Here is a 23,492-nt window from a genome sequence, read left to right as displayed (position 1 = left end):
TGATTAATAAGCGTCGATTTCGCTTTCCGTTACTGTTTCTTTGAAGTCATTCACATCCACAAGAGGATTTACATGTCTGATTACTTTTGCATCAGCATTTTTCACATTCTTTTTGCTCATTTCACCACGCTGTCCGTGATCTTTAATCGTAATTTTCCCACCTGTTGTACATTGCAGTTCAGAAACTTCTGTCACACATTTTTTGCCCATCACCAGAACTTTTTCGTAGGTCTTTTGCCATTTTCCGGCTGGAGCATAAGCACAAGGAAGATAACCACCCGAACTGGGTTTTAATTTACATTTTCCAAAACTTGGTCCTGATGGATTAAACTGAAGGTCATCTTCTGTGACAGCTAAATAATCTGCATTTCCTGCAGCATCATTCCAGAAATGTTTGTTGTGAGCATTGACGATATGCTTAGGAAACTGGTCTCCTTGGTTACACTGGCATGTTCCTTTTTGAACGACGAAGTGTTTACCATCATGAGATGATGATTGAGTAGACATAATGTGATGTTTGGTACTCAAAGATAACAAAAAGTATTCTAACATAAAAAAAACGGAAAATTAATTTTCCGTTTTTTTTTATATCATAACTAATTAATGTTGAGTATATTCCGGCTCATCTACAGGAAGCATTGTTGGCATAAAATATTCGTTTAGCCAATAGAATTCCTGCCCGTTCTGCTTAATTTTTACCGCAGGATTATTTCGGTATGTAAGCATTCTGTCTGCAAGATCTTTGTAATATTTAAAATAAGTTCTGGCCTCTTCATTGGTGATAATATCAGATTTCATCCAACCTTTAAGCATAAATTTTGACATTTTTTCTTCATCAGAATTGTCAAAACCTGTACTTACACCCACTGCATAAGACATCGGTTGCTTATATAATTCTCCTTTGTCTAAAAACTTAAGCGTAGGATTGTATTTTTTTAATAATTTAATGTATTCTCTAACCGCTCTTCCTTGCTTAAAATCTGTTCTTGCAGCACCCGTATTTTCATAAACTTCTTTATAGAAAGCTTTTAGCTGATCATATTCAGATTCTGAAACAAGAATACCTTTTTCCATATTCTGCTTATAATCCATCAGTTCTTTAGGAATATATCCTTTCGCTAAAAACGGGTTACCATAATTGATAAGCTGAGCTGCAATACCTGCAGGAACAGGATTCGTCAGTCCCGGATACAGATATTTATATTTGAAGTCTACTTCCGTTTTTCCTGCACCCACCGAAGAATGAAAACGTTCATTCAAAGATTTATCAATCATTTCATTATCATAAGTCACCTGAGCAATCAGACTATCTACAGATTTCACCAAAAGACCCGGTGCAGTAATATCTCCTTTTTTAGGAAAGATTACGAATCCCTGAGCCATACTTTGTTTAGGAAAGTCTAAAGAAAAGAAACCTGCATCTCCTTCTATCAGATTAAAATTATTCTTGGTTAAGACCTCACTTTGGTTGATGATTTTTTGCTTTTTCAATTCAGCGACATTTTTGGCCGTGTTGGTCACAACATTCTCTGAGATTAAGACAAAATCGTTGTAAGTATCGGAAGAGCGAGCATTCGTCTGGAACATTATAAGCCTTGCCTGAGCCTGCGTTAATGATCCAATCACACTATACATATTTCCGCTTCGGTTGGCAGAAGTACCGATAGTAACTACAATATTAGCTTCGTCCGGAACATCAGAAAGTAAATTTCCTGCGGCAATCAAACCTTCATTTACCGGCTGATTTCCAATATTACTCGGACAATTCATTTCATTCATTTTATCTTCAATAAATGCCATTACCTTATTGTAATCTTTACTTAAAGGTGACGGAATCACATTTTCTCCACAAGAATTGTTTTTATATAAAACAACTCCGTATTTTACAGAATTAAAGTAAGTAGGCTTTTCAAATTTTAACTGAAGATCCTGCAAAAGTGAGCTTACAATTGGTATGTAAGGCTTATTTGCTTCACTTATATCGACAACAAAAACAATATTTATTTTCTTGTTTTTTTCAATGATCTCTTTGTAACGGTCAAAAATAATAGGCTCTCCCAGCACATTCTTAACAAAGTTTTTACTGTAGTCTAAAACATTGGTAAAATACTTCGTTTTCACATCTGGCTTTGCTTCTTCGTTTAAGGCTAATGTTACAGGATAAATATTTTCAAGAGGTGGTCTTTTATTGACATCTGTCAATAGAACAGCGGTGCGATTTTCTTGATCAGCAGCTCCGGGAGAACCTTCATGAATTCCTAACGTTGTTTCTTTTATACCAGTTGGGTTTTTCATTTTAACGGCAGAACGCTCGCCCCAGGCCGAAATTACATTAGAACTCACCCAACCGTATAAGCCTGTACTTATACTGTCCATATCGATTCTGGGCTTTTTCCCGACTAAAAAACGTTTGTTATTTTCTGCTTGCTTATAAACGTACACCATTTGTCCGTTTGGAATTTTCACATCGGCAGCCTCAATAAGGCTTGGCGAATTGAAAACCATAATAGAGTCGTTTTTATAATATCTTTCTGCACTTTTTATAACATCAGGATTATTGGGAACAACTGCTACTCGAACGGGATATCCGGTTTTTTCGCTTTTTAAAGAGTTACTCCAAAGCAACAGATCAGATTCTGAGATCCAGCCATAGGTTTTTATTGATTTTGACGAAACTTTTTTCATTAAAGCATCAGGAATATATTCTGCTACTTTTACCATTCCGTCTCTGTGTTTTAAAACCATTAGAGGTTCCAAAAACTTTACTTCTTTATATGATTTCTCATCATTTTTATCAAGATAAGCTGTATTTCTTGATCGGTCTGAAATAACGATCCAAGGTGCTGATTTTTTTGGAAAACCATTGATTACAGACGCATTGTCGATCTGCCCATATTGTTGTGGCTCAGGAGTTTTTTTTGACGGTAATTTTACCTGACAGCTCGTCAGTAAAACTGAAAGCCCGATGTAATAAGCCGCTAGAGGAAATTTATTTTTCATCTTAATTTTCTTTATAATTGGTGTGATGCCCGATAACGAACAATTTATTATTTGCTTTGGTTGATGTCAACTTTGGTTACACAAGTCATTCCGTCATCAAAATTCAGTTTTACAGACTGTATCACTGTATTTTTATCAAACTGAAGACCCGCACAATACAGGTAAAAATTATTGACTTTGCTGTCGGCAACTTTTACAATTGTATTTTCATTGTTACACAGATAAGTTTTCAAAAGATAGTTGTAATGCATATTGAAGCTGTTACCATTCGCAATCTGCTGCAGATGATATTTAAAATCATTATCTTTTTTAGCATACAGTTCGTCTAAAGTCGGCTCTTCGTCCTGCATAGAATTATACGCCTGTAAAATCTTTATACGATGCTGAATTGGCTCTAAATCTTTCTCCGTGTAAAGCGTAACTACATAATCTCCCGGTTTTTGAAACGCATAAATAGCTAATTTGTCTTTAGCATCAATTTTTCCGCTCTCACCAAACCTCCAGGTAAACTGCGTAGCATCTGAAAGGGCACGAAACTGCACATTTTCATATTGCATTGCCTGAGTCTGAGCATCAATTTTAGTTACCGTGGTGGCGCTGTCTTTAGGTTTTGGTATTCCTCTTGAAGAAACTATGATCGGAAAAGATTTAGAATATTTATTATCAATAATCAAGGTTACATTGTAATAACCCGGCTTAGTGTAAAAATGAATTCCTTTGTCTTTTTCTGAAGTCTGGCCATCACCAAAATCCCATTTTTTGAATTTCGCAAATGATGTTTTATCATTAAATGTTAACGTATCACCAGTAGAAAGCGTAGAGGGAAAAACTACTCCTTCAATATCATCTGCCGAATGAATGACCTTTTTTTGCAGCCATAATGCAACGAGTGCAGCAATAAGCAATGTGACGATTACACCAATAATGATGTTTTTCCTGTTCTTTTGAAAATAGTTCATAGTAAGTTTTTGTGATGTGTTTTGTATATTTTTTTGGCGTTATCTCGGGTTTAAAGAATTATTCCGTTCTCTCAGGGTCTGGCTTTTTTCTTTGTATCCCAACTGGCATTCTTCAAACTGTTTTTCAAATGTTTTGGTCGTTTCGTTCATCTTCATAATTCTCTCTTTATCAACCATATTCATTTTGATAAATTTTCCTATTTGCGGGAAAGCCATTTTTCGTTGATCATGGACCACAACATTCTGAAATGTGTTAGCTAAATCCTGTATTGCATACTCAGCATCGTTTCTTTCTACAGGCTGTTGAATTTCTATAGAAAGTCTATTAACTCTTGCTGAAGCTGTATCTATTAATTTTAAACCTATTTTCTGCTGCTGATCAAACTTTACTTTCTGATCTAATATCTGCAATGCATTAGTATCTGCCTCAGAAAATGGAGATGAAAAACCCTTAAGAAAAATAACTCCCAAGAAGAAAAGAGCAACAATAAGCATTAATATGAGGTAAAAAAATTGGTAATGCTTTTCTTTTTTTGATAATGTAACTTGTCCCTGCATAGTTTCTAAACTTTATAATATAATTATCTTCTGCGCCCTGTAAATTTTCTGGAGGGATCTATTCTCATCTTGTTGCTGATCTGACTAGATTTCCCCTGACATTCCTGAACATCGCGGATGGCAATCTGCTGTTTGGCAGAAACAGTCACAATCTGGCTTTTAAGATTAAGCATCGGCTTAATTTTCTGCATTAAAACGGCATAATGCTTTAAATTGGTAGCACTGTCGGCGCCCATAATTTCCTGAGCTTCGCGAACGTTATCCAGAATGTAAGTACGCAAATAGTTATCGTTATAAGCTTTATCAGAATCATAAAGCTCCATTCTTGCATAAATACTGTCAATGTGAGTATGAAGAAGATTATTACGATTCAACAGGTCACGGTATGCGCGAACTTCTTCATCAACACCCGTAAGTTGCCTGTCGTAACTCTTAAAAAAGAAGAATACTGCAATAAAAGATATTGCAGATAATATAATAAATGAAAGTATAAACTTCCATATACCTAATCTTACATCAGATTTGTTTAATTTTTTTTCTTTATTAGAAGACATGCTTGTGATTTGATTTGGATTGTGAAAATAGGAAAAAAAACATTTATGTACAAAATTAAATTTAATGCATACAATACTATTCACAATTTTTTAATGTAAAGTTTAATTTTCAGATCCGAAAGATTTTCTTATTTTAGTCAGCAGAATTTTATTTTGCCATACCAAATCACAAAAATAAAATGAGTAAACTACTGACCAATACGGTAAGATTTTCTATTGCCGACAGCGATTTTTATTTTAAAAAAATAATGATCAAAACGCTGTTGGAAAACCCATTCAATATGCTACTAAATGACTGTAATAACGGCCATGAGCTCATTAATCGGATCTACAGAAAGCAAGAAGATGTTTTCATCATCGAGCTGTTTATGCCCGTGCTCAGCGGGATGGAAGCCATAAAGTTTATCCGGAAAAATAATAGTGAAACCCCAATTATCACCTATTCCGGAACTTATCAGGAAGACATGGCAGATATTTTAGATAAAATCCCCAATGTCTATTACTGCCAGAAAAACAGCAATATTATAAAAGACATCATCAAGGGACAAATTACCTCCCAGGAATTTGATTATCCTGCGTATTCTGAAAATTGGAAACAACAGCCTTTGGCAGTTCAGGAATATATGAGTCGCCAGAAAAAAAGTCAGGAAGAGCTTTCTTCGACAGAAATTTTGCTAATGAAATTCTGCTATGAAGGTTTCAGTAATAAAGAAATTGGTGAAAAGCTCAATCTAAGCACACGTACCATCGATACGTACATCAACAGACTTACAGAAAAACTTGGTTTAAAAACAAAACTGCATCTCATTCGCTTCTGTGTAGAGAACGGATATTACAATTCCAGCATGTAAAAAAAGCACTCTTTTTAGCGGCATACTATACTAAAGATAGAATTCTCAGTAGTTTATGTGAAACATTTTTCGCGTGAATTTGCTACTATTCAATTTTTTTTAACTAAATTTGCACACCTAAAATTTAAAATTTACAAAGGAAATGACAAAGGCAGAATTGGTAAACACCATCTCAAATAAATTGGGGACCGAAAAGAATGAAACACAGAAAGTTGTAGAAGCTTTTATGCAGGAGATCAGAACTTCTATGTACAATGGAGACAATGTTTACTTAAGAGGTTTTGGATCTTTCATAGTGAAGACAAGAGCAGCAAAAACGGGAAGAAACATCTCTAAGAACACTGCAATAGAAATTCCTGCACATAATATCCCTGCTTTCAAGCCATCAAAATCTTTTGTGGAGAAAGTAAAAACTAAGGTTGCAGTAAAATAAAGAGAAATAATTAATATTAACGAGTTACTAAAAAAAATTTAAACATTATGCCAAGCGGAAAGAAAAGAAAAAGACACAAGGTTGCAACACACAAAAGAAAGAAAAGAAGAAGAGCGAACAGACATAAGAAAAAATAATCTCCTTCGGGATTTTTAGTATAATAATATAGTTGGTGTTTTTAATTTTTTAATATTCACCGACTATATTTTGTTATGTAAAATAAGTAATAAGTTGAGCAAAATGAGCAATCATTACCTCAAATTCATCACCAATCTTTTTATCTTTAATTTTAAAAATGAAGAAAGAACTAATAGTTTCGCATGAAGATGATCTTACAAAGATTGCTTTACTGGAGGATGGAAGACTATGTGAACTTCATGAGGAAGAAGACAAAAATGATTTTGTAGTAGGAGATCTGTTTATAGGAAAAGTAAAAAAACTTGCCCCCAACCTTAATGCCGCATTTGTAAATATCGGATACGACAAAGATGCATTCTTGCATTATCAGGATTTGGGACCGCAATACCTTACTTACCGAAAATTTTTAAAAGATTCGGTATCCAAAAAGCAGGTTTCATCAGGCTTGAAAAACTTTGAGATTCAGCCTGAAATCGACAAAAACGGGACTGTAGATAAGATCATCGCCAAAGATGATATCGTTTTATTACAAATTACCAAGGAGCCAATCTCCACAAAAGGACCCAGAATTTCTACCCAAATTTCTTTAACAGGACGTTTTTTGGTTTTGATACCTTTCGACAATAAAGTTTCAATATCAAAAAAAATAAGCAGTTCTGAAGAAAAAATAAGACTTCGCACCCTGATCGACAGTATAAAACCGGAAGGTTTTGGGGTCATCATCAGAACAGTAGCAGAAGGAAAGAAAGTAGCTGATCTCCATAATGATATGAATCAACTGATTCAGAAATGGGAGAATACTTTTAAGAATATTCAGAAAAACAAAGTACCTTCTAAAGTCTTGAGCGAAGATGATAAAGCATCATCGATCTTGAGAGATAACTTTAATCAGGATTTTGTAAATGTCTTTTGCGATGACGAGCAAATGGTAGACGAAATGAAAAATTATCTGGAAGTGATAGCTCCGGAACGAAAAAACATCGTTCAGTTCTATGACTCCCATATTCCTCTTCTCGAATATTATAATGTAGAAAAACAGCTTAAACAAAGCTTTGGAAAACATGTAAATATTCCTAGTTCAAAAGGCGCCTATCTGGTTATAGAACACACAGAAGCGCTGCACGTAATCGACGTCAATTCCGGAAATAATATTACCGCCGGAAACAGTGCCAATAAAGAGCATGCACTGCATGTAAATAAAATGGCAGCCACAGAAATAGCAAGACAATTGCGTCTTCGCGATATGGGAGGCATCATTGTGATCGATTTTATCGACATGACCAATCCCGATCACAGAAGAGATTTGTATGAGCATTTTAAAACAGAAATGAGCCGAGACAAAGCACGTCACAAGATTTTACCACCAAGTAAATTTGGATTGATACAAATCACAAGACAAAGAAACCGTCCGGAAAAACAGATCGACACCAAAGAAGAAAACCCCAACAAAGACGGAGAAATAGTAGCTCCGATCGTGATTGTTGAGAAAATGGGAGACACCATCAGAACCATTATGCAGAAAGAAAAAGGAAAACTTTTCCTGCATGTACACCCTTTCGTAGAAGCTTACCTTACTAAAGGTCTTAAAAGCATCCAGATGAAGTGGTTTTTGAAGTATAAAAAATGGGTCACCATTATCCCAAGGGATTCTTTCAAGTACTTAGAATACAAAATCTACAATTCTAAAAAAGAAGAATTGAGCGGATATTCTAATTAAAAAAACATTCTACAACCTCCAGTTTTCTGGAGGTTTTTTTATTTTCTGATAAAATATTCTAATAATTCAACGCCTTGCACAATTTTCGGATACCGTAATGTCAAATAAATGATGATTTACGTTTTAGTATTTCGTAGCTAAATGAATCGAAGATTCGACGAAGTCAAATGCCTTTGTTTATCTTATTAAATAACCTGAGTTCGGGATAAGATTACAAAATAAATTTGCAATAAAAAGCAATAATTCGTACATTTAAGTATCTAACATTCAAATGTTTAAACGAATTATTGCTTATGATTCTGAAAGACCAAATTACAAATATTTTTGTACAAGTTGACGATTTTTGTAAAGAATTTGACTCCCAAATCAAACAAATGAAGTTTCAGGCGCTGGGAGATGAAAAGAAGAGAAGAAACAGAAGATCTATGATGTCCGATTCTGAAATCATTACCATCATGATCGGTTTTCATCTCGGTGCACACAAAACATTTAAGCATTACTACCGGGAAATAGTGTGTGGCTACTGGAAAAATTTGTTTCCAAAAGCCCTTTCCTACAATAGATTTATAGAACTTCAGCAAAGAAGTTTTGTGGTTTTTGCATTGTTTCTGAAAGAAAAATGTTTGGGTAAATGCACGGGAATATGCTTTATGGACAGTACCACTTTGAAGGTTTGTAGAAACCAAAGGATACACAATCATAAAGTTTTCAAAGGTTTGGCAGAACGCGGAAAATCTTCAATGGGCTGGTTTTATGGGTTTAAACTGCATCTGGTTTGTAATGAAAAAGGAGAACTTCTATCTTTTTATTTAACGAAAGGGAATGTTGATGACCGAAATCCAAAACATATTAAAAAAATGACAGAGCAGCTTTTTGGAAAACTCTTTGCCGACAAAGGATATCTTTCCAAGGCTCTTTGGGAGATGCTTTTTGCTGATGGGATCCAGCTTTTCACAAAGCTTCGTAAGAATATGAAAAATCATATCATGAAAATGGAAGACAAGATTTTGCTTCGAAAAAGAGCTATCATTGAGACGATAAATGATGAATTAAAGAATCACTGCCAAGTGGAACACACCAGACATCGAAGCGTGAATAATTTTATGATGAATATTTTAGGAAGTCTTTCAGCATATTGCTTTTTCCCAAAAAAACCATCATTAAACTTGAAAAAAGTAAATGATGGTCAATTATTTTTAAGCTTCGCTTAACCCGAACTCAGGTTAAATACATTTATTATAAAAACTTTGTTTTTCCTAGTGATAAAAAATACAAGGAAAAACAAAGAATTGTAAGTAAATACTGACATCAAGTTAATTCATCCTTTTTCTCAAAAATCACATATAAATACATTTATTTTGTTGAGAAAATTATTTTTAATTAACATTTTTACGCTTCCTTTCTACAAGATATATTACTAAATTTGAGCTATGGAAAGTTTTGGTAAAGATCTTTTAAGAAAAATAAAAAATGCAGGGTTGGCCGGCGCCAATGCCCACGGAATTTTCTCACCGCCTTCACGCCCCGTGTTCACCTATGATCAGGTTTTAGAGAAAAATCCGAAATTTGCAGCCGTAAATATCGTTTTATATCTAAAAGATAATGAGTGGTACTTCCCGCTGATTGTAAGATCCGAAAACGAAAGAGACCGCCACAGCGGACAAATTTCTCTTCCCGGCGGAAAGCGCGAAGAGTTGGATAAAGATTTTGCCCAAACCGCAATCCGCGAAACTTCAGAAGAAATTGGCATCGAAAAACATTATGTGAGAATTATAAGGGAGCTCTCCCCTATTTATATTCCGCCAAGTAATTTTTATGTTTATCCTTTTATTTCGTATACCAAAAAAAATCCTGAATTTATTCTTCAGCAAAGTGAAGCTGTCGAAGTGATAGAATTTCCTATCACCTCATTCTTAAACTTACCAGACAGTCCGGAAATTATGGCACTTCCCGGCGCTGGCGGACATGAAGTTCCGGTAATAAATTTTAACGGATACATTATTTGGGGAGCCACAGCGATGATCCTGAGCGAATTCAGCCAGTTGATTAAAAAAATGTAACTTTGCAACTATTATGTTTAATTGAAAAATGGCGAAAAAGAACATTTTTACCGATTCATTCGGAACACCTTATTTTTTAAAAAGATTAATCATTTTCATTCTGGGAATTGTTTCTTACAGAAGATTCAATGGCTTCAATAAGCTAAAAATTACCGGAACCGAAAATTTGCTTGATCTTCCGGATTCTAATGTACTTTTTGTATCAAATCATCAAACCTACTTTGCTGATGTTGCAGCAATGTATCATGCATTTTGTGCCGTAAATAATGGGTATTTAGATACTATAAAAAATCCTATTTACCTTTTAAACCCAAGAGTAGATTTTTATTATGTTGCTGCCGAAGAAACGATGAATAAGGGTATTCTTCCAAAAATATTTAAAATTGCAGGTGCAGTTACTGTAAAAAGAACCTGGAGAGCGGAAGGTAAAAACGTCAACAGAATGGTAGATCTCGGTGAGATCGACAATATTATGAAGGCCTTAGACAATGGTTGGGTAGCAACATTTCCGCAAGGTACTACTGCAGCTTTTGCTCAGGGAAGAAAAGGAACGGCAAAATTGGTTAAAAACCAGCGCCCGATTGTAATTCCTATTAAAATAAACGGCTTCAGAAGAGCCTTTGACAAGAAAGGACTTCGTGTAAAAGTAACCGGAGTAAAACCGACAATGGAGTTTAAAAAACCTTTGGATATTGACTACGACAAAGAAAATGCACAGCAGATTCTTCTTAAAATAATGACGGCCATTGAGCAGACCGAAGACTTTAATATTCTACACACTTATGATGAAGAAATTAAGGCCAAAAAGTCTGAACAAAATAATTCACAAAACTAAAACGACAATGAAGAAGATTTTAGGCGTACTTTTAATTATTCTCACGTCACTTTCTTGCAACAGTCAGAAAGTTTACCAGGACTTTGATATCAGTTATTCTAAAAGCGGAGGTTATGCTCCGTCTTACGAAAACCTTTTGATAAAAGGAAATGATGCCCATTATTCATTAGAAGGACAAGGCAAAAAAATCAAGAAAAGTTTCAAAGTATCTGATGACGATCTGAAAAATTTGGAAGCGACCCTTTCAAAAAATAATTTCAGAAAAATTCAGGAAGATCATAAGAAGGTTTATGATAACGTGACTACATCGATCAACATTAAGAAAGGTGTAAATGAAGGTAGCAAAAATGACGGAAGCATGATCATGCCCAATTACAAGACCAATTGGCAAAACATTACCGCTGAATTTCAGAAACTTATCAACAATAACGTAAAAAACTAGGAAAATAAATTGAGAACTCATTTTATTGCTATTGGCGGAAGCGCAATGCACAACCTTGCAATTGCACTTAAAGATAAAGGATATCACGTAACAGGTTCAGATGATGCTATTTTTGAACCTTCAAAATCAAGATTAGAAAAAAAAGGAATTCTTCCCGAAGAGTTGGGTTGGTTTCCTGAAAAAATCACGTCTGATATTGATGCTGTAATCCTTGGAATGCACGCTCATCAAGACAATCCCGAATTGGCAAAAGCAAAAGAATTAGGTTTAAAAATATATTCTTATCCTGAGTTTCTTTACGAACAATCAAAAAATAAAACCAGAGTTGTCATCGCCGGTTCTCATGGAAAAACAACCATCACTTCGATGATTCTTCACGTGCTGAATTTCCATCAGAAAGATGTAGATTATATGGTGGGAGCTCAGTTGGAGGGTTTCGACTGTATGGTAAAACTGACCGAAGACAACGATTTTATGGTTTTGGAAGGTGATGAATACCTTTCCTCTCCTATCGATCTGCGTTCAAAATTCCTTTTATATCAGCCAAATATCGCTTTAATGAGCGGAATTGCATGGGATCACATCAATGTTTTCAAAACATTTGACGATTACATTGAGCAGTTCAGAAGATTTGTGGCTAGCATTACGCCGGGTGGAGTTTTGGTGTATAACGAAGAAGATGCAGAAGTCGTAAAAGTGGTAGAAAATGCTGAAAATTATTTCAGAAAAATACCATATAAAACTCCTGAATATGAAATCAGTAACGGAAAAGTCCTTCTTAAAACAGAAATGGGCGATATTCCGCTTTCTGTTTTTGGAGCGCACAATTTATTAAATCTTGAAGGTGCAAGACACATTTGCCACACGTTAGGGATTATGGATGAAGATTTCTACGATGCTATTATGAGTTTTAAAGGAGCTTCAAAGCGTCTCGAAAAAGTTGAAAGAGAAGACAAAGGAATTCTTTATAAAGATTTCGCACACGCTCCAAGCAAAGTAAAAGCTGCGGTGAAAGCATTCTGCGAACAGTTTAAAAATGAAAAAAAATACGGTTTTCTTGAGCTTCACACCTATTCAAGTTTAAATCCTGTTTTCCTTGAGCAATATGATCACGCCATGGACGGATTGGAGGAAGCCATTGTTTTCTATTCTGAAGATGCTTTAAAAATTAAAAGAATGGAGCCGATTTCTCCAGATTTAATTAAAGAGAAATTCAAAAATGAAAACCTGAAAGTGTTTACGAATGCTGAAGAACTTCACGCCTATTGGGATTTACTTGATAAAACCAAAGGTGTTTATATGATGATGAGCTCCGGTAATTTCGGTGGTTTAGATTTAACCAAATAAACTATTGCAATCAAAGCAATCTCTTAATTATAACATAAAAAAAATAGCTTTCAGAAGTACTGAAAGCTATTTTTTTTATATTGGATTTGATTAATAAAATTACCAAGGATCTTTATTAAGCTTGTAGTCGTACGGAATATTCTGACTAAAATCTGATACATACCAAACATTCGGTTCAGATTTATATTGAACAAAATCATAAATCACATTAAGCGGCATTTGAATATTTCCCAAATTTCCACGCTCTTTATTAAACGCTGAAACCATCGCTGTAACCCGCACCAGTTCATCTCCCGATTGTAACGGTGCATTATAAGCCGTTCCAATCTGAATATGAGCTTTATATTCGTCCAAAAGCTTACTTACTTCATTTTTATAATGACTAACAATGGCATTTTGAGCTTCTTCGTTACTCGGTTTGTTTTCCGCTAAAATCAGTTTAGAAAAATCTCGTGCTTTGTACCGTTTTATTTCTGCCAAAACCTCATCCGGAATATAATCTTTATTTTTAATTGCATTTTCCCACATCAATGTATCAATCGGGCTTTCAGGAGCAGGATTTGCAACATCTATTATGCCTGACTCAGCAGGAAAACTTGCCAAAATTCGCTTGTTGTTTTCATAATTTTCCCAATCTTCTTTGCTGTACGTCAAATACTGCTGAATTTTATACAGCGGCGTTTCTTTTTCGTTTCGGTATATGTATTGTGCGATTCCTAAACCAAGGATTAAAATCAAAAATAAAATACTGATGACTTTAAATATTTTTCCGACGGATGATTTTTTTCTTGTAGTCTTTTCAGGATTTTGTAATGGTGATTTCATTAATTGTGATTTTTATGATGTAAATTAAGATGATGAAGTGGTTCGATTTTAAAACTTTGCTGGTTATTTATTTCGTTAATTTATTTTCATTCTTAAATCTGCTAAATCTGTATAATCAGCGGGATTTAATATTCCTGAATTAATTTCTCTAAAATAACTTGGGTTGAAAGTTCGCTGTAATCGATAATCGATTGTCCTACCCAAAGATTGACAAACTCATCATTTTTCACCGTTCTTGCAATTCTTCTCATTTCTCCAGTCAATTTATTTTGATATGGATAAGGTAAAATATATTCTGAATTTTCAATCGTTTCAATAAATTTATTTTTAATTCCTCTTGCGTAGCGCCCCGAAAAACTTTTCGTTAAAACAATATCCTTTTCATTAACATTCTTTAGTCTTTTTTTTTCAAAATCCTGTAAAGCACTCTCATTTGAAGATAATAAAATACTTCCCACCTGAACGCCTTGTGCGCCCAATTGTTTTGCAGCAGCCAAAGTTTTTCCGTTATAAATTCCGCCTGCATAAATGAGAGGAACTTTTACAGAATCATTAACCTGAGAAAGCAAAGAAAATCCACCGATCTGAGGAATATTTTCCGAAACAAAACTTCCTCTATGACCTCCGGCTTCTATTCCCTGAACGCAAATAATATCAATTCCCGATTTTTCAAGAGCCAAAGCTTCTTCTACAGAAGTACAGGTTCCAATTAAAATTGTTCCGTTTTCTTTTAATTTCTGAATGCTTTGATGGTCAAGATTTCCAAAAGTAAAGCTCAGAATTTCACAGTTCTCATCGATAATGGCATCAATTTGCTCATGATAAGAATTGATTTTCAAGCTTTCTAATTCAGGAAGATCAATCTCCATATTATTTTCCTGAGTCAAGTTTTCAAGATGTTTTTTCGTCTTAGAATATTGTTGTTTTAATTCATCGGTAATTTCAGGAATTTGATGAACAAAAATATTAACCGCAAAAGGTCGATTTGTCAGTGATTTGGTTTTACGAATCAATTCAACAGACTTTTCAGCGGAAAGATCTGCCAAAGCCAATGAACCCAAACATTCTGCTTTTGCAGCAGCTTCAACCATTTCCGGAGTGCTTACTCCAAACATTGGCGCTTGTATAATTGGATATTTTACCTTTAAGATTTCACTGATGGTTTCTGAAAAAAGCATAAGATTTCTTTTACTTAAAATTAGTCAATTATTTTTTTTCTCATCATTCTGAAAACATGATTTTCGTTTTCATTGATTAATTTTTAAATTTAACTGAAAAATATAAAATGTCGTATACGATTAGAATAGCTATTACTGATGACTATCCGAAATTGGTTAAAATTTGGGAATCTGCTGTAAAAGCCACCCATGATTTTTTATCAGAAAGTGATTTTCAATATTTAAAAAAGTGATTCCTGAACAGTATTTCCCCCACCTTCAGGTTTATATCATTTCCGAAAATAACGATCCGAAAGGTTTTGGCGCAGTTTCAGAAGATACTTTAGAAATGCTTTTTGTACATAATGATGCTCGTGGAAATGGTTTAGGAAAAATTCTTTATCAATATTTGCATGATAAAACTGGTTGTACAAAAGTAGATGTGAACGAGCAAAATCCGCAGGCAATAGGATTCTATGAAAAAATGGGATTCAGAAAAACAGGAAGATCAGACAAAGATGGTTCGGGTAAAGATTATCCGTTGATTCACATGAGTCTGTAATTATCTTAAGCTTAAAAAACTCTTAGTCTATATTTTTTTGTAAATTGGTATAGCAAATCACTTCAATTTACGATAAATGCCCGCACAAATTTCTACCCGACAAACTGTAAAAAAAGTTCTCCCGTTGATTTTAGCAACTGCTATTTTTATGCAGATGCTAGATTCTACAATCCTCAATACTTCCCTGCCTTCAATCGCTAAAGATTTGAATGAATCTCCACTTAATATGCAAAATGCAATTATCAGTTATGTGTTGACACTTGCCGTTTTCATGCCTGCAAGCGGATTTTTGGCAGACCGTTTCGGAACGAGAAGAGTTTTCATCTTTGCTTTGGTGCTTTTTAGTTTAGGTTCTGTGTTTTGTGCGCTTTCTCAAAACCTTACTCATTTGGTTATTTCAAGGGTTATTCAGGGAGTTGGTGGAAGTTTGATGACTCCTGTTGGAAAACTGGCTTTAATCAAAACTTTTAACCGAAATGAATTACTCAAAGCTATGAATTTTGCTATCGTTCCTGCATTGATTGGTCCTGTTCTCGGCCCGCTTGTAGGAGGTTATATGGTAGATTATCTTTCGTGGCACTGGATCTTTCTTATCAACATTCCAATCGGGGTTTTAGGAATTGTTTTAGGCTTAAAATATATGCCCAATTACAATGCACGGGAAATCGATTTTGATCTGAAAGGCTTTATGATTTTTGCAGCAGCCTCTCTCCTGCTTTCTGTTTCTCTCGAACTTTTCGGAGATATACAGAATATCACGCCGGTTTTACTCGTTTTCATATTAGGATTTTTGTTTCTGTATTATTATTACAGGCATGCAAAAAGAGGGAATAACCCTATTTTTCCTTTAAGTTTATTTCAGGTTCGTACATTTCGTGTAGGAATTATCGGAAATCTGGCAACAAGATTAGGGATCAGTTCTGTTCCTCTTTTACTGCCATTAATGATTCAGATTGCTTATGGACAATCAGCCGTAATTTCGGGATGGATTATTGCACCGATGGCATTAACAGCCATGTTTGGTAAATCTTCCGTCATTAAAATTTTAAATAAATTTGGCTACAGACGAACATTAATGGTCAATACATTTATTATCGGAGTCTTAATTTGCTGTCTTGCCATTCCGGATATTCACACTTCAATATATTGGTTTGTTCCTGTGATTGCGATCCTAGGATTTTTTAATTCTATTCAGTTCACATCAATGAATACCATTTCTATAGCAGATCTACGAAACTTCCAGACCAGCAGCGGAAACTCTTTGATTTCGGTTAATCAACAATTAGCGATCGGATTCGGAATTGCATTTGGTTTAATTGTTTTAAAAATTTACGAAAACAGCCCCGATTTAATCAGACACGAAACCCACAACGCGTTTCGCTACACTTTCCTTACCGTAGGAATTTTAACGATTTTATCAAGCTTAGTTTTCAGAAGGCTGCATACGTTCGATGGCAGAAACATGAAATCCCAAGAATAAAACATAAAACCCTCCCCCTCTAAAACTCTATAACTCTCATTCCCTCAAACTTACTTACCACACATCAATGTAATTCTCTTCTGACTGTCCTAATTTTGTTTAAAATAAAAACATCTATTATGACAACAAAAAAAGTAGAAATAGTAATCTCGCCAAAGCCTGCGCATTTTGTGGGCGATGGTTTCAGAGTACACAATTTTATTCCGAGCGTTCCTCGTTTAGATATGAAGAGAATGGATCCTTTTATCATGCTCGATTATAATTCTAAATTTCATTTCAATGGCTCAGAAACACCTCGCGGGGTTGGAGTACATCCACACAGAGGTTTCGAAACCGTTACCATTGCGTATGAAGGTAAAGTAGAACATCATGACAGTGCAGGCGGTGGCGGTATTATTGGTGAAGGAGACATACAGTGGATGACTGCAGCAAGTGGAATTTTACATAAAGAATATCATGAAAAAGAATGGTCAAAAACCGGAGGAATTTTTCAGATGGTGCAGCTTTGGGTAAACCTTCCTGCCAAAGATAAAATGAGCAAGCCAAAATATCAGGCGATTAAAAACTCAGAAATAAAAAGAGCAGATTTAGGTGAAAACGGATTTGTAGAAATTATTGCCGGAGAATATCAAAATATAAAAGGTTCTGCCACAACATTCAGTCCTGTCAATTTGATGAATGCTAAATTAAAATCAGGTGGAAAAGCAGAATTTAATTTTCGAGCAAATTTTAATACCGCAGCTTTGGTAATTGAAGGAAGTATTTTGGTCAACGGTGAAGAAAAAGTATCAGCTAATCATTTCGTTTTGTTTGAAAATGAAGGTGAAAACTTTACTATTGAAGCAACAGAAGATACAGTTGTGTTAATTCTAAGTGGGGAACCTTTAAATGAACCTATTTTTCCACACGGTCCTTTTGTAATGAACAGCAGAGAAGAAATCATGCAGGCTTTTGAAGATTTCAATACCGGAAAATTCGGGTATTTGGAAGACTAATTAAATAAAATCATATTCATAAAAATTAGAATAGTGTTTGTCATTCCGCAGGAATCTAACCTTATTTTTTTAAAGTCGAGATCCTTTTCAGAATGACAAACGTTATTCTCTTTTATAAAACTTAAAAAATATAAACATTATGAAACCAGAACTTGAAAATATTCCATTAGTAAAAAACGAAGAAAAGAAAAGATTTGAAATTGAGCTAAACAGCCATTTTGCATTTATTGACTATAAAGAAACAAGTCAGCAAATATCCCTGATCCATACGGAAGCCGAGCCTGAATTGGCAGGAACCGGAGCCGCCGCTGCGGTAGTAGAAAAATCCTTGATTTATATAGAAGAAAGCGGCAAAAAGTTGCTTCCGTTCTGTCCGTATGTTTTTGCATACATCAAAAAAAATCCTGAATGGAAACGTATTGTAGACCAAAGATTTGAGGGTTACGACAAACTTTAATTTTTATTAAACTATCTTAAATAGTAGAAATTTTAATTAAATTAGCTTCTCACAAAAAACTTAAATCACAACATTCATGTCAAATATCGGACTTATATTAGAAGAAAAATCCGCAGATATAGGAAATTTTCTAGTTGGAAGACTACTGCCATTCCGTGAAAAAAGAGCGGTTGGTCCTTTCGTTTTTATCGATCACATGGGGCCTGCAGAATTAAAAGATTATCAAAATCTTGATGTTCCGCCACATCCTCACATTGGTCTTTCTACTTTAACTTATCTTTTGGAAGGATCTATTTTTCACAGAGACAGCATTGGGAGCGCTCTTGAAATAAAACCTGGAGCTGTCAACTGGATGACTGCCGGAAAAGGCGTTGTACACTCAGAAAGAACTCCTGAATATTTAAGAAATACAGATAAAAAACTTCACGGATTTCAAATTTGGGTAGGTCTTCCAAAACATTTGGAGCAAAGCGAGCCTACTTTTCATCATACTGAAGCCAACGAGCTTCCGGTTTGGGAAGAAGGAGAAGTTCATTATAAACTAATTGCAGGTGAAGCTTTTGGTAAAAAGTCTCCGGTTCCTGTGCACAGTAAATTATTTTTTATTGAAATTAAAACTAAAACCGCACAAAAAATCAGTATCGGGAAAGATCTTTACGGTGAAGCGGCAATGTATGTTTTAGACGGAACGGTAAACATTGAAGAGAATTCTTACGGTTCAAAACAATTGCTGATTGCCAAAAACACCCAACTTTGCGAGTTTGAAATGAGCGAAAACGCAACTGTTTATCTTTTCGGAGGCGAACCTTTTGATGAAGAACGTTTCATTTTCTGGAATTTTGTAAATTCAGACAAAGAAGTCATTGATCAGGCAAAAGTAAACTGGAACGATCAGAATCACGAAGCTTTTCCTTTGGTTCCCGGAGACGAAAAGGAATTTGTTCCGCTTCCTAAAGCTATTTTAAACAGAAAATAATTTGATTTTAATGAATATCCCGATTTTTTATAAATGAGAAACCTGACACTTTTATTTTTATTATGCTTATCTTTTTTGGGAACTGCGCAAACCGTAACAGAACCTAAAAATAATCCGGCAGAATGGTCTAAAAACTACGAACCTTTCAAAATTGTGGGGAATCTGTATTATGTAGGAACTTACGATCTTGCATCTTATCTGATTGTGACCGATAAAGGCAACATTTTGATCAACACAGGTTTGGCGGATTCTTATTCTACCATTAAAAAAAATATTGAAAAGTTGGGTTTCAATTATAAAGACATTAAAATTATTACTTTAACGCAGGCTCATTACGATCACATGGGAGCAATGGCTCAAATAAAAAAAGAAACCGGTGCAAAACTTTATGTAGACGAAAAAGATGCAAATGAACTGAAAAGTGGTGGAAAATCTGACTACGAAATGGGAAAATACGGCGTTACTTTTGAACCTGTACAGCCTGATTTTTTATTGAAAAATAATGCTAAAATAAAATTGGGAAATACGGTATTGACCTTACTTCATCATCCAGGTCACACAAAAGGATCGTGCAGCTTTTTATTTGAAACCAAAGAAGGAAACAAAAATTACAAAGTTTTGATTGCCAATTTACCTTCTATTATTATTGACCATAAATTCTCTGATGTAAAGAAATATCCTACTATTCAAAAAGATTATGGATATACTTTTGAAGCCATGAAAAAAATAAATTTCGATGTTTGGGTAGCTTCACATGCAAGTCAGTTTGATCTTCATAAAAAGCGAAAAGAAGGAGATTCTTACAACCCAAAGTTGTTTATGGATAAAGAAAATTATTTTAAAAGGCTCAAAAGTCTCGAAGAAGATTATCTGGAAAAAGTAAAAGAAGATTCAGCGAAAAAATAATTAATTCCGAATTTTCTTTTTAAAATTTAAAAATAAATACACATGAAAATATTAGCATTTGCAGGAAGTACTTCTTCCACATCTATCAACAGAGAGCTGGTAAAATTTGTTCTGAAAAACTTTCAGGAACACGAGATCAATTTAATCGACCTTAATGATTTCACGATGCCTGTATTTTCTGTTGATCTTGAAAAGAAAGGTTTTCCGGATGAAGCGCATAACTTTTTAAAACAAATTGAAGAATGTGATGTCATTATCTGTTCTTTAGCAGAGCACAACCGTTCGTACTCGGCAGCTTTCAAAAATGTTTTTGATTGGGCATCAAGAATTAATGTAAAAGTTTTTCAGAATAAACCGATGCTTTTAATGAGCACTTCACCGGGAGGTTATGGTGGCGGAAATGTCATGAATACAGCAAAAACATTTTTCCCACAATTTGCGGCAGATGTAAAGGAAACTTTTTCATTACCTCAATTTTACGAAAATTTCGATTTGGAAAGTGGTGTTATCAATCCTGAAATGCTGAACGATTTAAATAACAAAATTGAGAGTTTTAAAAGTCAGATTGCTTAAACCGATTTTCAATAAACCAACAACTATCAACTAAAAACAATCAACAAATAATGGCCGTAACTGTAAAAGCAAGTTTAGGTACTACAAAATATTACACGGAAGTTATCGCAGGCGAAAACCGCCTGATTACTGACGAACCGATTGACAAAGGCGGACAAAATAAAGGGTTTAATCCTTTTGAAATTCTCGCAACCTCCTTGGCAAGCTGTACTGCAGCCACGCTTAGAATGTATATCGACAGAAAAGAGTGGAATGTTGAAAAAATAGACGTAGAAGTCGAGCTGGAAAATTTTCCTTTAACAAAATTGGCAGTTTTTAAAAGAAACATTAGTTTTGAAGGAAATGATTTGAGTGAAGAACAGCTGAAAAGACTTCACACCATTGCAGATGCTTGTCCGGTACACAAAATGTTAACTAACGAAATAGAAATTCAAACCAAATTTTCTTAAATATGATAGACGTAAAACAAAACAACGACGAAAAACACGGAAGCTTTGAAGCTTTGATTGATGGAAACAAAGCAGGATTAATGACCTATACTTGGGCAGGTGAAGACCGATTCATTATCGATCATACCGAAGTTGAAGAGGCTTACAACGGAAAAGGTGTAGGAAAAGAAATGCTGATAAAAGCGGTAGAATTTGCAAGAGAAAATGGTAAAAAGATTATTCCTCTTTGTCCGTTTGCAAAAGCGACTTTCCAGAAAAATGAAGATTTGCGGGATGTTTTATAAAACGGGATGTTAAAATCCCACAGATTTCACAGATTTTCGCAGATGAATGAGAATAAAATCTGTGCTAATCTGTGAAATCTGTGGGAATAAAATAAATCGCCACGAATGCACGTATTTTAAATAAAGAAAAGATAGTATCAATTAAATTCGTGCATTCGTGGCAAAAAAATTACAGGGTATCTATCCGTGAAGAAAGAATTTTAATTAATCTTAAAGTTTTTTCTTCACGGATTTTTTTATTTTTAATTCAAATCTTATTTCGTATAAATTACAATTTGTCCAAAACTTCCATCATCATACATCCAGCATTCAGCTACATTCGAAAAAAAACTATATTTGCTGAAATTTAAATTGTAAACATGAATTCCGGAACTATACTTTTGCTATTTGTTTTTGTTTATTTCATTGGTCTTTTGGTGATTTCTTATTTTACGAGCCGAAATTCTGATAACCAGTCTTTTTTCATCGGAAACAAAAAAAGTAAATGGTGGCTCGTTGCTTTCGGGATGATCGGAACCAGCTTAAGTGGAGTTACCTTTATTTCCGTTCCGGGAACGGTCGGCAAAATGACCGGAAGCGAATATATTTTCGGTGGTTTTGAATATTACATGATGGTGATCGGGTTTTTCATCGGATATTTTATTGTGGCTGCCATATTACTTCCACTCTATTATAAGATGAATCTGACCTCAATCTATACCTATTTAGGAAAAAGATTCAATGTAGAGGCGCATAAAATCGGTTCAGTATTTTTTATCGTTTCACGAGCGATCGGAGCAACCGCAAGATTATATTTGGTAGTCAATGTTTTACAGATATTTTTATTGGAAGGTTTAGGCGTTCCGTTTTGGGTAACGGCTTCGGTGCTTCTATTAATGGTACTTTTATATACTTTTGAAGGCGGTGTAAAAACGATTGTCATTACCGATACTTTGCAGACTTCATTTATGATTATCAGTTTAATTGCATGTATTGTTTACATTTTATCTAATTTAAATTTATCTTTTGGCGAAGCTTACACGATTTTAGAACAGAAAAATTACACTCATTTTATCAATTTTGATCCGAATTCCAAGACATTTTTCCTGAAAACCATTTTGGGAGGAATCTTTATTACTATTGCAATGACCGGATTGGATCAGGAAATGATGCAGAAAAACATTTCGGTTGACAATCTACAGAATTCAAAGAAAAACATGCTGACTTTTGCAGGAACATTGCTTTTTGTAAATCTTGCATTCTTATTTTTAGGTGGATTACTTTATCTTTTTGCGTTACAAAATGGCGCAGGATATTCTCAAATTACAAATATAATAGAAGGGAAAGAAGTCGTATCTAATATTTTCGGATTTAAAGACGCTGCAGGAAATGTGAAAAATATTATGGGCGACGATTTATTCCCGGCTTTGTCACTTAACGGATATTTCCCGATGCCAATCGCTGTGATTTTCATCATCGGATTAATCTCTGCCTTATTCCCTTCTGCAGATGGCGCATTGACGGCTGTTACAAGTTCGTATTGTGTAGATTTACTCAATTTAAATGAAGATAAAACAAGAACAGAAAAACAGAAAAAACATCTTCGTATGAAGATCCATTTAACGTTTACGGTTGTTTTCTTTATCCTAATTATGGTTTTCAAAGCAATGAATGACAAGTCGATTGTTTATTTGATTATGGAAATCGCCGGCTATACTTATGGTCCACTTTTAGGACTTTTTGCCTTCGGAATTTTTACCAAATTTAAAATTTCACAAAAATATTCAATTCTTGCGGTAACACTTTTAGCACCGGTTTTAACTTATCTGATCAATATGTTGGTAACCATTTATACCGATTACAGAATTGGTGTAGAGCTGATTATTCTGAACGGATTACTAACTTTCATTGGTTTGTGGCTGGTGAAAAATAAGAATTATCTGAAAGTGGTTTAA

General features: G+C 34.5%; 25 protein-coding genes. 18 read left to right on the top strand and 7 right to left on the bottom strand.

All coding sequences use genetic code 11. The features are described from left to right. Positions 1-3: 3 nt before the first annotated feature. From EG358_RS05865 to tssO (EG358_RS05845), 5 genes are all read right to left on the bottom strand, one after another. Positions 4-507 carry a DUF4280 domain-containing protein gene (locus EG358_RS05865; protein WP_076562694.1) on the bottom strand — a complete coding sequence of 168 codons (504 nt, stop codon included), beginning with the start codon at positions 505-507 and terminating at the stop codon, positions 4-6. A gap of 93 nt (positions 508-600) precedes the next feature. Continuing rightward, complete coding sequence (gene tssR, locus EG358_RS05860; RefSeq protein ID WP_076562696.1) at positions 601-3,000, bottom strand: type VI secretion system protein TssR domain-containing protein; 2,400 nt, start codon at positions 2,998-3,000, stop codon at positions 601-603. Between the two features lie 47 nt (positions 3,001-3,047). Then, entirely contained in the window at positions 3,048-3,959 is a 912-nt protein-coding gene (locus tag EG358_RS05855) for a PKD domain-containing protein (RefSeq protein ID WP_076562698.1), read from the bottom strand. A 39-nt stretch (positions 3,960-3,998) separates the two neighbouring features. Then, positions 3,999-4,517 carry a type VI secretion system TssO gene (tssO, locus tag EG358_RS05850; RefSeq protein WP_076562700.1) on the bottom strand — a complete coding sequence of 173 codons (519 nt, stop codon included), beginning with the start codon at positions 4,515-4,517 and terminating at the stop codon, positions 3,999-4,001. Positions 4,518-4,540: 23 nt separating this feature from the next. Continuing rightward, positions 4,541-5,071, bottom strand: coding sequence for a type VI secretion system TssO (gene tssO, locus EG358_RS05845; RefSeq protein ID WP_076562702.1), 531 nt, complete (start codon positions 5,069-5,071; stop codon positions 4,541-4,543). Between the two features lie 179 nt (positions 5,072-5,250). Between tssO (EG358_RS05845) and EG358_RS05840 the strand changes: the two genes are divergently transcribed. The 8 genes from EG358_RS05840 to EG358_RS05805 all read left to right on the top strand — a co-directional run bounded on the left by EG358_RS05840 (position 5,251) and on the right by EG358_RS05805 (position 12,894). Then, a complete protein-coding gene (locus EG358_RS05840) occupies positions 5,251-5,922 on the top strand; it encodes a response regulator transcription factor (RefSeq protein ID WP_076562704.1) in 672 nt (223 codons plus the stop codon). 142 nt (positions 5,923-6,064) lie between these two features. Next, positions 6,065-6,355, top strand: a complete 291-nt coding sequence (locus EG358_RS05835) for an HU family DNA-binding protein (RefSeq protein ID WP_034674127.1) — start codon at positions 6,065-6,067, stop codon at positions 6,353-6,355. A gap of 295 nt (positions 6,356-6,650) precedes the next feature. Beyond that, entirely contained in the window at positions 6,651-8,210 is a 1,560-nt protein-coding gene (locus EG358_RS05830) for an Rne/Rng family ribonuclease (protein ID WP_076562706.1), read from the top strand. Between the two features lie 293 nt (positions 8,211-8,503). Then, complete coding sequence (locus EG358_RS05825; protein WP_394337943.1) at positions 8,504-9,421, top strand: IS982 family transposase; 918 nt, start codon at positions 8,504-8,506, stop codon at positions 9,419-9,421. A gap of 219 nt (positions 9,422-9,640) precedes the next feature. Next, positions 9,641-10,270: an NUDIX hydrolase gene (locus EG358_RS05820; protein WP_076562415.1), complete on the top strand. Its 630-nt coding sequence runs from the start codon at positions 9,641-9,643 to the stop codon at positions 10,268-10,270. A gap of 28 nt (positions 10,271-10,298) precedes the next feature. Continuing rightward, positions 10,299-11,105 carry a lysophospholipid acyltransferase family protein gene (locus EG358_RS05815; RefSeq protein ID WP_076562417.1) on the top strand — a complete coding sequence of 269 codons (807 nt, stop codon included), beginning with the start codon at positions 10,299-10,301 and terminating at the stop codon, positions 11,103-11,105. A gap of 7 nt (positions 11,106-11,112) precedes the next feature. After that, positions 11,113-11,547 (top strand): hypothetical protein, encoded by a 435-nt coding sequence (locus EG358_RS05810; protein WP_076562596.1) that lies wholly within the window; start codon positions 11,113-11,115, stop codon positions 11,545-11,547. Between the two features lie 9 nt (positions 11,548-11,556). Continuing rightward, complete coding sequence (locus EG358_RS05805) at positions 11,557-12,894, top strand: UDP-N-acetylmuramate--L-alanine ligase (protein ID WP_076562419.1); 1,338 nt, start codon at positions 11,557-11,559, stop codon at positions 12,892-12,894. 99 nt (positions 12,895-12,993) lie between these two features. Here EG358_RS05805 and EG358_RS05800 read toward each other — a convergent pair whose 3' ends face one another. Continuing rightward, on the bottom strand, positions 12,994-13,719 hold the full coding sequence (locus tag EG358_RS05800) for a hypothetical protein (protein WP_076562422.1): 726 nt from the start codon (positions 13,717-13,719) through the stop codon (positions 12,994-12,996). Between the two features lie 125 nt (positions 13,720-13,844). Then, complete coding sequence (locus EG358_RS05795) at positions 13,845-14,897, bottom strand: NAD(P)H-dependent flavin oxidoreductase (RefSeq protein ID WP_076562425.1); 1,053 nt, start codon at positions 14,895-14,897, stop codon at positions 13,845-13,847. Positions 14,898-15,126: 229 nt separating this feature from the next. On the opposite strand from EG358_RS05795, the gene EG358_RS05790 reads away from it, so the two are divergent. The 10 genes from EG358_RS05790 to EG358_RS05745 all read left to right on the top strand — a co-directional run bounded on the left by EG358_RS05790 (position 15,127) and on the right by EG358_RS05745 (position 23,492). Continuing rightward, entirely contained in the window at positions 15,127-15,438 is a 312-nt protein-coding gene (locus tag EG358_RS05790; protein ID WP_228421465.1) for a GNAT family N-acetyltransferase, read from the top strand. Between the two features lie 76 nt (positions 15,439-15,514). After that, complete coding sequence (locus tag EG358_RS05785; RefSeq protein WP_076562427.1) at positions 15,515-16,918, top strand: MFS transporter; 1,404 nt, start codon at positions 15,515-15,517, stop codon at positions 16,916-16,918. 119 nt (positions 16,919-17,037) lie between these two features. Further along, positions 17,038-17,913 (top strand): pirin family protein, encoded by an 876-nt coding sequence (locus EG358_RS05780; RefSeq protein ID WP_076562429.1) that lies wholly within the window; start codon positions 17,038-17,040, stop codon positions 17,911-17,913. 139 nt (positions 17,914-18,052) lie between these two features. Next, on the top strand, positions 18,053-18,370 hold the full coding sequence (locus EG358_RS05775; protein ID WP_076562431.1) for a GNAT family N-acetyltransferase: 318 nt from the start codon (positions 18,053-18,055) through the stop codon (positions 18,368-18,370). A 76-nt stretch (positions 18,371-18,446) separates the two neighbouring features. Then, on the top strand, positions 18,447-19,346 hold the full coding sequence (locus EG358_RS05770) for a pirin family protein (protein WP_076562433.1): 900 nt from the start codon (positions 18,447-18,449) through the stop codon (positions 19,344-19,346). 33 nt (positions 19,347-19,379) lie between these two features. Next, positions 19,380-20,252 carry a CPS family subclass B3 metallo-beta-lactamase gene (blaCPS, locus tag EG358_RS05765; RefSeq protein WP_076562435.1) on the top strand — a complete coding sequence of 291 codons (873 nt, stop codon included), beginning with the start codon at positions 19,380-19,382 and terminating at the stop codon, positions 20,250-20,252. A 42-nt stretch (positions 20,253-20,294) separates the two neighbouring features. Continuing rightward, positions 20,295-20,825, top strand: a complete 531-nt coding sequence (locus EG358_RS05760) for an NADPH-dependent FMN reductase (RefSeq protein ID WP_076562437.1) — start codon at positions 20,295-20,297, stop codon at positions 20,823-20,825. 50 nt (positions 20,826-20,875) lie between these two features. Then, positions 20,876-21,274, top strand: coding sequence for an OsmC family protein (locus EG358_RS05755; RefSeq protein ID WP_076562439.1), 399 nt, complete (start codon positions 20,876-20,878; stop codon positions 21,272-21,274). Positions 21,275-21,276: 2 nt separating this feature from the next. Then, positions 21,277-21,558, top strand: coding sequence for a GNAT family N-acetyltransferase (locus tag EG358_RS05750; RefSeq protein WP_174565108.1), 282 nt, complete (start codon positions 21,277-21,279; stop codon positions 21,556-21,558). 359 nt (positions 21,559-21,917) lie between these two features. Beyond that, positions 21,918-23,492 (top strand): sodium:solute symporter, encoded by a 1,575-nt coding sequence (locus tag EG358_RS05745; RefSeq protein ID WP_076562441.1) that lies wholly within the window; start codon positions 21,918-21,920, stop codon positions 23,490-23,492.

This window comes from Chryseobacterium indoltheticum (assembly GCF_003815915.1).
GTDB lineage: Bacteria > Bacteroidota > Bacteroidia > Flavobacteriales > Weeksellaceae > Chryseobacterium > Chryseobacterium indoltheticum.
This window is presented reverse-complemented; position numbering and strand designations above follow the sequence as displayed.